This window comes from Streptomyces caelestis (assembly GCF_001279005.1).
Lineage (GTDB): Bacteria > Actinomycetota > Actinomycetes > Streptomycetales > Streptomycetaceae > Streptomyces > Streptomyces heliomycini.
Map to the genome: position 1 here is coordinate 1 of NZ_LGCN01000275.1, position 6,802 is coordinate 6,802.

The following is a 6,802-nucleotide window of genomic DNA, read 5'->3' on the forward strand; positions in this document are numbered from 1 at the left end:
CCCGTGCCCCCCACCCCCCGCCAGCGACACCAACGTCCCCACCCGCTGAGCCAGCTCCAACACCCGCACCGCCCGAGGCGGATACCCCGGCGCCAGCACCTCCCGCCCCCGCGAGGCCAGGGCCCGCGCCCGGTACGCGTCGATCGCCGCCTCCGCCACCGGCCCCGACCCGGCCACATCCAGCCGCGTCAGCACCTCGGTGGCCTCCCGCAGCGCCTCCGCCAGCTCCCGCTCCGCCTCACCGAGCGACGGGACGTCCGCCGGCGGCGCCTCCCGCACCGGCAGGCAGTGCCACACCACCTCCACGTGCACATCACCCGAGGGCCCGGCCTCGTGCACCTCCGGCACCAGCCCCAGTGCGGCCCCGTGGCACACCACCGCCTCCTCCGCCTCCAGCGCCCGCGCATTGAACTCCGGCGGCCCGCTCAGCCCCAGCGGATGCCCCGGCGCCGGCAGCGCCACCCGCAGCCCGGACGCCCCGAGCGCCCGCAGCCGCCCCAGCGCCAGCGTGAGCCCCACGGGAGCCGACTCGCCCGGCACCCCCTCCACCCGGTGCACCGCGTCCTCCCCGACGATCGCGAGCACGGCGTCATCCGGTGGGACAAGTCCGGCGAGAAGGGCGTTCCCCCAAGCGGCGAGGCGTCCAGAGCGAGGTTCCGAGAGCATGCGTACACCCTAGACAGAGCCCAAGAACCGGACCGGAGGAATGTCCGGGTCGACCAGTGGCGTAGATTTCATGATGGGCTGCGCCCACGGGTGCGGCGGACCGACCCACAGGCGTACGCGACAGCCGAGACCCGGCCACACTGCAAGGGGAGACAACGCGCTCATGAGCGATGTTCTGGAGCTTCAGGACGTATCCGTGGTCCGTGAGGACCGGGCTCTGGTGGACCAGGTCTCCTGGTCGGTCAAGGAGGGCGAGCGCTGGGTCATCCTCGGCCCCAACGGCGCCGGCAAGACCACCCTCCTCAACATCGCGTCCAGCTACCTCTACCCCAGCAAGGGCACCGTCAGCATCCTCGGCGAGACCCTCGGCACCCCCGGCACCGACGTCTTCGAACTGCGCCCCCGCATCGGCATGGCCGGCATCGCCATGGCCGACAAGCTCCCCAGGCGCCAGACCGTCCTGCAGACCGTGCTCACCGCCGCCTACGGCATGACCGCCGGCTGGCAGGAGGAGTACGAGGACATCGACGAGCAGCGCGCCCGCGCCTTCCTCGACCGCCTCGGCATGTCCGAGTACCTGGACCGCAGGTTCGGCACGCTCTCCGAGGGCGAGCGCAAGCGCACCCTCATCGCCCGCGCCCTGATGACCGACCCCGAACTGCTGCTCCTCGACGAGCCCGCCGCCGGACTCGACCTCGGCGGCCGCGAGGACCTGGTACGTCGTCTCGGCCGGCTCGCCCGCGACCCGATCGCCCCCTCCATGATCATGGTCACGCACCACGTCGAGGAGATCGCCCCGGGCTTCACCCACGTCCTGATGATCCGTCAGGGCAAGGTCCTCGCCGCCGGACCGCTGGAGCTCGAACTCACCTCCCGCAACCTCTCCCTCTGCTTCGGCCTCCCGCTCGTCGTCGAACAGGTCGGCGACCGCTTCACCGCCCAGGGCCTCCCGATGTCCTGACCCCTCCCGCAGCCCAAGACCCGGAGCCGCACGGCGCGTTCAAACTGATCGGCGCTCTGTCGGCGACCGGGTGCGCGGTCCTACCATGACCACGTGGACATCGACGCATGGCTGTGGTGGCTGATCGGCGCGGCGGCACTCGGCATCGGGCTCGTGATCACCGCGATGCCCGAACTCGGCATGCTCGCGGTGGGCGCCGTCGCCGCGGCAGTGGTCTCCGGCATCTTCGGCGGCGGAGCGGTCGCCCAGGTCGCGGTCTTCGCCGTCGTCTCGACCGCCCTCATCGCCGTCGTACGCCCCATCGCGAACAGACACCGGGCCCAACGGCCCCCATTCGCCACCGGCGTGGACGCCCTGAAAGGGAGGCAGGCCGTCGTGCTGGAACGCGTCGACGGCTCCGGCGGCCGGATCAAGCTGGCCGGCGAGGTCTGGTCGGCGCGCGCACTCGACGCCGGCCACACCTATGAAGCAGGCCAGGAAGTGGACGTGGTGGACATCGAGGGGGCCACGGCCGTCATCATGTGAACCCCGCAACACAACTGGGGCGAACAACACCCCACTTGCACCGATGGTCTGTCAGACTCGACCAGCAAGATCTTCAACCGCAGGATCTTCCACAGTCACCATGCCTGCCGTAGGCGCCGAGGCGAAGAAGGGTTCGGGGAACCGACGATGCAACCGATCATCATCGTCCTGATCATCCTGGTGGTGTTGGTCTTCATCGCCCTGATCAAGACGATCCAAGTCATCCCACAAGCCAGCGCCGCCATCGTCGAGCGCTTCGGCCGCTACACGCGGACGCTCAACGCGGGCCTCAACATCGTCGTCCCGTTCATCGACACCATCCGCAACCGCATCGACCTGCGCGAGCAGGTCGTGCCGTTCCCCCCGCAGCCGGTCATCACCCAGGACAACCTGGTCGTCAACATCGACACCGTCATCTACTACCAGGTGACCGACGCCCGCGCCGCCACCTACGAGGTCGCCAGCTACATCCAGGCCATCGAGCAGCTCACCGTCACCACACTGCGCAACATCATCGGCGGCATGGACCTCGAGCGCACCCTGACCTCCCGTGAGGAGATCAACGCGGCCCTGCGCGGCGTCCTCGACGAGGCCACCGGCAAGTGGGGCATCCGCGTCAACCGCGTCGAGCTCAAGGCCATCGAACCGCCCACCTCCATCCAGGACTCGATGGAGAAGCAGATGCGCGCCGACCGCGACAAGCGCGCCGCGATCCTCCAGGCCGAGGGTGTCCGCCAGTCCGAGATCCTGCGCGCCGAGGGCGAGAAGCAGTCCCAGATCCTGCGCGCCGAGGGCGAGGCCAAGGCGGCGGCCCTGCGCGCCGAGGGCGAGGCCCAGGCCGTCCGTACGGTCTTCGAGGCCATCCACGCCGGCGACCCCGACCAGAAGCTCCTCTCCTACCAGTACCTCCAGATGCTCCCCAAGATCGCCGAGGGCGACGCCAACAAGCTCTGGATCGTCCCCAGCGAAATCGGCGACGCGCTCAAGGGCCTCTCCGGCGCGATGGGCAATTTCGGCGCGATGGGCGGCGGCAACGGCGCCCCGGCCCCCAACGTCCCCGCCCAGGAACGCCGCGAGAAGCCGTCCATCGACTGACACCCCGAGGGCGCGGGGACTGCGCGCACCACCACGCACGACCCGCGCCCGGGGGAACCGCCCGACCTCTGCGGCGAAGCCCTATGCCGCGTCCAGCGCCAACCACTCGGGCAACGCCTCGAAGTCCTCGGCGCCCAGCGCCAGCAACATCGCGTCAGCCGGCGTCGGCTCGAAGGGCCGCCGCAACAGCGGCATCCCCGCCTGCTCAGGCGTCCGGTTCGCCTTCCGGTGGTTGTCCTCCGCACAGGACGCCACCGTGTTCAGCCACGTGTCCTGCCCACCGTGCGACCGCGGCACCACGTGGTCCACAGTCGTCGCCCGCCGGCCGCAGTACGCGCACCGGTGCCGGTCCCGCACCAGGACGCCCCGCCTCGACCACGGAGCTTGTCTTCGGAACGGCACCCTCACGTACTGGCAGAGCCTGATCACCCGGGGCGCCGGTATGTCGACCGCGGCTCCACGCATCCGGAGCTCGGGGTGGGCCTGTTCGACCACGGCCTTGTCCTGAAGCACCAGAACGACGGCTCGGTTCAGCGTCACCGTCGACAACGGCTCGAAGCTCGCGTTCAGCACCAGCGTGTCCCGCATACCAGCCCACCTCCCGTGCGCACCGGCCCACCCCTCGGCGGGCTGGGATCAACTCTGGCCGGGCACGCCGGGATGGACAACGCAATATCCACTGCTCCCGCGGGAGGCGCCCCCTACGACCCCCGGCAACGAAAATGCCCGCCCCTGATCAATTCCAAGACCAGGGGCGGGCAAACGTTCCGTGAACGGCCGAGGCCGCTCCGTCCGGGCTCAGGACTCCGCGGGCACCTCGTACTCACCGATCAGCTGCGCGCGCGCCAGCGTGTGGAACCGCAGGTTGAAGCCCACCGCGGCGGGAGACGCGTCCGAGTCCGGACCGAGCTTCTCCTGATCCACGGCGTACACCGTGAACACGTACCGGTGCGGCCCGTCCCCGGGCGGCGGCGCGGCACCGCCGAAGTCCTTGCTGCCGTAGTCGTTGCGCGCGTGGACCGCGCCCTCGGGCAGCCCTTCGAACGTGCCGCTCCCCGCACCGACCGGCAGCTCGGTCACCGTGGCCGGGATGTCGAACAGCACCCAGTGCCAGAACCCGCTGCCCGTCGGGGCGTCGGGGTCGTAGCAGGTCACGGCGAAACTCCTGGTCTCCGGCGGGAACCCCTCCCACCGCAGGTGCGGTGAGGTGTTGCCGGCCGCGTGGACCTGAGCCTCCTTGAGCGTCGCCCCCTCCTGCACGTCCTCGCTCGACACCGCGAACGACGGCACGGGCGGATGGAAGTCGTGGGGGAGCGGCCGCCGCTTGAGCTCGGTCACCTCGGTACCTCCTGATCGGTTGCGTTCAGTCGCGGACCGAGCCTAGAACCAGTTGCGCTTGCTGCCGACCTCCGACAGCCACTGGTTGAGGTACGCCGCCCAATCGGTGCCCTGATAGTCGTTCAGCCCCACCTTGAAGGAGCGGAAGGTGTCGCTGCCCTCGCTGAACAGACCCGGCTTCTTGTCCATCTCCAGCACGACGTCCATGGCCTGGTCGTCGGCCACGAAGCTCAGCTCGACCTGGTGCAGCCCCCGGTACTGCTGCGGCGGGAAGAACTCGATCTCCTGGTAGAACGGCAGCTTCTGCCGGGTGCCCCGGATGTGGCCGCGCTCCATGTCCGCGCTCTTGAAGCGGAAGCCCAGCTGGATGAACGCGTCCAGGATCGCCTTCTGCGCCGGCAGCGGGTGCACGTTGACCGGGTCCAGGTCACTGGAGTCCACGGCCCGCGCGATCGCCAGCTCGGTGCTCACCCCGATGTTCATCCCGCGCAGCGCCTGCCCGTCGATCATCGTGATCGGCGTCTCCCACGGGATCTCCAGGCCGAACTGGACAGCGTGCACGGCACCCGCCTGGAGCTCGAAGGCGCCGCCCAGCGACGACTTCGCGAACTCGATGTCCTGCTTGTACTCCTGGTCGCCGCTCTCCACCTCGACCTTGGCCTGCAGCCCGACCGACAGACCCTCGATCTGCTGGTTCACGGACCCGCCCTGGATCCGCACCTCGCCCTGGACGACCCCGCCCGGAACCACGTTGACCTCGTGCAGCACCGTCTCCACCGAGGCCCCGCCGGCACCCAGACTCGCCAGCAGCTTCTTGAACGCCATGTCTCTTCCTCTCCAGGCGACCCCCGTGGGCCACACCTGATCCGTCGTCCTGCGTCGAGTCGTACGTGGACCCTTGATCCCTAACAACGCGATCCGGCCGTGACCGGTTCCGCGTCCCACACCCTGGCAACCGCGGAGCCCGCCGGCCACCCCGTGACCCCGTCCGTCTCCAGTACTCTCGGACGGCATGATCGCGACCCCCGACCGTACGCCCCCGCCCAGGGAGTTCTTCGACCGCCCCGTCCTCGAGGCCGCCCCCGACCTCCTCGGCCGGATCCCGGTCCGCAGCACGTCAGGCCGGACGGCGTGAACGTCCTGGATCTCGCTCACCCCGCTGAAGAAGTCGCCCCCAAGCTCCTCGGCGCCGTCCTCACCCACGAGACGTCCGAGGGAACCGTGAGCATCGCCATCACGGAGACCGAGGCGTACTCCGGTGCGGCCGACCCGGCCTCCCACGCCTACAGGGGCAGGACACCCCGCAACGCCGTCATGTTCGGACCGGCGGGACACATGTACGTCTACCGGTCCCACGGTCTCCACTGGTGCGCCAACATCGTCACCGGGACGGACGGCATCGCTTCGGCCGTCCTCGTCCGGGCGGGCAGGGTCGTCGAAGGGGAGGACCTGGCGCGTGAGCGGCGAGGGGCGAAGGTCGAGGGCCCACGCCTCGCGCGGGGCCCGGGGAACCTCTGCCGGGCGCTCGGCATCACGGCGGAGCACAACGGCACGGATCTGCTGGCAGGCGCCCCGGTCACGCTGTCCGAGGGCGAGCCGGTATCCGAGGGGCTCATCCGGATCGGTCCTCGGGTGGGCGTGAGCAAAGCCCACGACTGGCAGCACCGCTTCTACCTCGCCGGTGATCCAACGGTCTCGGCGTACCGACTGAGCCCGAGAGCCAAGCCGTCCGCCGGAGCCTGAGCCGCCGCACGCCCTGCCCGTGTCCCGACGCGCCTCGACGGCGGAGGCAGCCGTCCCCGGATCCACTCTCACCCGCTTCGCCACCGGGGCTGCCGGCTCGGTACCGGAGGGGCGCCGCCGAAGTTGACTCGACCTTGGAAGGTGCGTAAGGTAGTCCGAGCCGCTTGAACCGGGTACGGCGATCGCCTGCAGCCGGAAGCGGCCAACCCACTACCTACGATCACCCCTCAGCCGGGTTGAATTCGCCATGTTCGCATGTCTGAATTCTGAACCGCGAAGCCCGATTATGAATCGAGCGGGGGAATCGGTTAACGTAGTGAATGTCGAAAGGCCGACAGGCGAAAGCCGAGGGCTCGACGGCGAAACCCACCGGCTGGGAATCAGGCCCGAAAGGATCTGATAGAGTCGGAACCGCCGGAAAGGGAAACGCGGAAGCGGGACCCCGGAAAGCACCGAGGAAATCGGGTCGGAAAG

General features: G+C 69.7%; 9 protein-coding genes. 5 read left to right on the forward strand and 4 right to left on the reverse strand.

Going from position 1 to position 6,802, the window contains the following annotated elements; genetic code table 11:
• Positions 1-666, reverse strand: a 666-nt coding sequence (locus tag ADK41_RS37185) for a hypothetical protein (protein WP_053670366.1), incomplete at its 3' end; no start/stop codon positions are given.
• 163 nt (positions 667-829) lie between these two features.
• Between ADK41_RS37185 and ADK41_RS37190 the strand changes: the two genes are divergently transcribed.
• The 3 genes from ADK41_RS37190 to ADK41_RS37200 all read left to right on the forward strand — a co-directional run bounded on the left by ADK41_RS37190 (position 830) and on the right by ADK41_RS37200 (position 3,247).
• On the forward strand, positions 830-1,627 hold the full coding sequence (locus ADK41_RS37190) for an ABC transporter ATP-binding protein (protein ID WP_030833999.1): 798 nt from the start codon (positions 830-832) through the stop codon (positions 1,625-1,627).
• A gap of 93 nt (positions 1,628-1,720) precedes the next feature.
• Entirely contained in the window at positions 1,721-2,152 is a 432-nt protein-coding gene (locus ADK41_RS37195) for an NfeD family protein (protein WP_030834001.1), read from the forward strand.
• A 147-nt stretch (positions 2,153-2,299) separates the two neighbouring features.
• Entirely contained in the window at positions 2,300-3,247 is a 948-nt protein-coding gene (locus ADK41_RS37200) for an SPFH domain-containing protein (protein WP_030834003.1), read from the forward strand.
• 81 nt (positions 3,248-3,328) lie between these two features.
• Here the strand turns inward: ADK41_RS37200 and ADK41_RS37205 are convergent, their stop codons facing one another.
• The 3 genes from ADK41_RS37205 to ADK41_RS37215 form a co-directional block, all read right to left on the reverse strand.
• Entirely contained in the window at positions 3,329-3,835 is a 507-nt protein-coding gene (locus ADK41_RS37205; protein ID WP_030834005.1) for an HNH endonuclease, read from the reverse strand.
• Between the two features lie 210 nt (positions 3,836-4,045).
• Positions 4,046-4,585, reverse strand: a complete 540-nt coding sequence (locus ADK41_RS37210; protein WP_030834007.1) for a YbhB/YbcL family Raf kinase inhibitor-like protein — start codon at positions 4,583-4,585, stop codon at positions 4,046-4,048.
• Positions 4,586-4,627: 42 nt separating this feature from the next.
• On the reverse strand, positions 4,628-5,410 hold the full coding sequence (locus ADK41_RS37215; protein WP_030834010.1) for a sporulation protein: 783 nt from the start codon (positions 5,408-5,410) through the stop codon (positions 4,628-4,630).
• Between the two features lie 187 nt (positions 5,411-5,597).
• Here ADK41_RS37215 and ADK41_RS43790 point away from each other — a divergent pair, with 187 nt between their 5' ends.
• Positions 5,598-5,720: a DNA-3-methyladenine glycosylase gene (locus ADK41_RS43790; RefSeq protein ID WP_234319034.1), complete on the forward strand. Its 123-nt coding sequence runs from the start codon at positions 5,598-5,600 to the stop codon at positions 5,718-5,720.
• Complete coding sequence (locus ADK41_RS37220) at positions 5,717-6,328, forward strand: DNA-3-methyladenine glycosylase (protein ID WP_030834013.1); 612 nt, start codon at positions 5,717-5,719, stop codon at positions 6,326-6,328. Before ADK41_RS43790 ends, ADK41_RS37220 begins: the two co-directional genes overlap by 4 nt.
• The last annotated feature ends 474 nt before the right edge of the window (positions 6,329-6,802 follow it).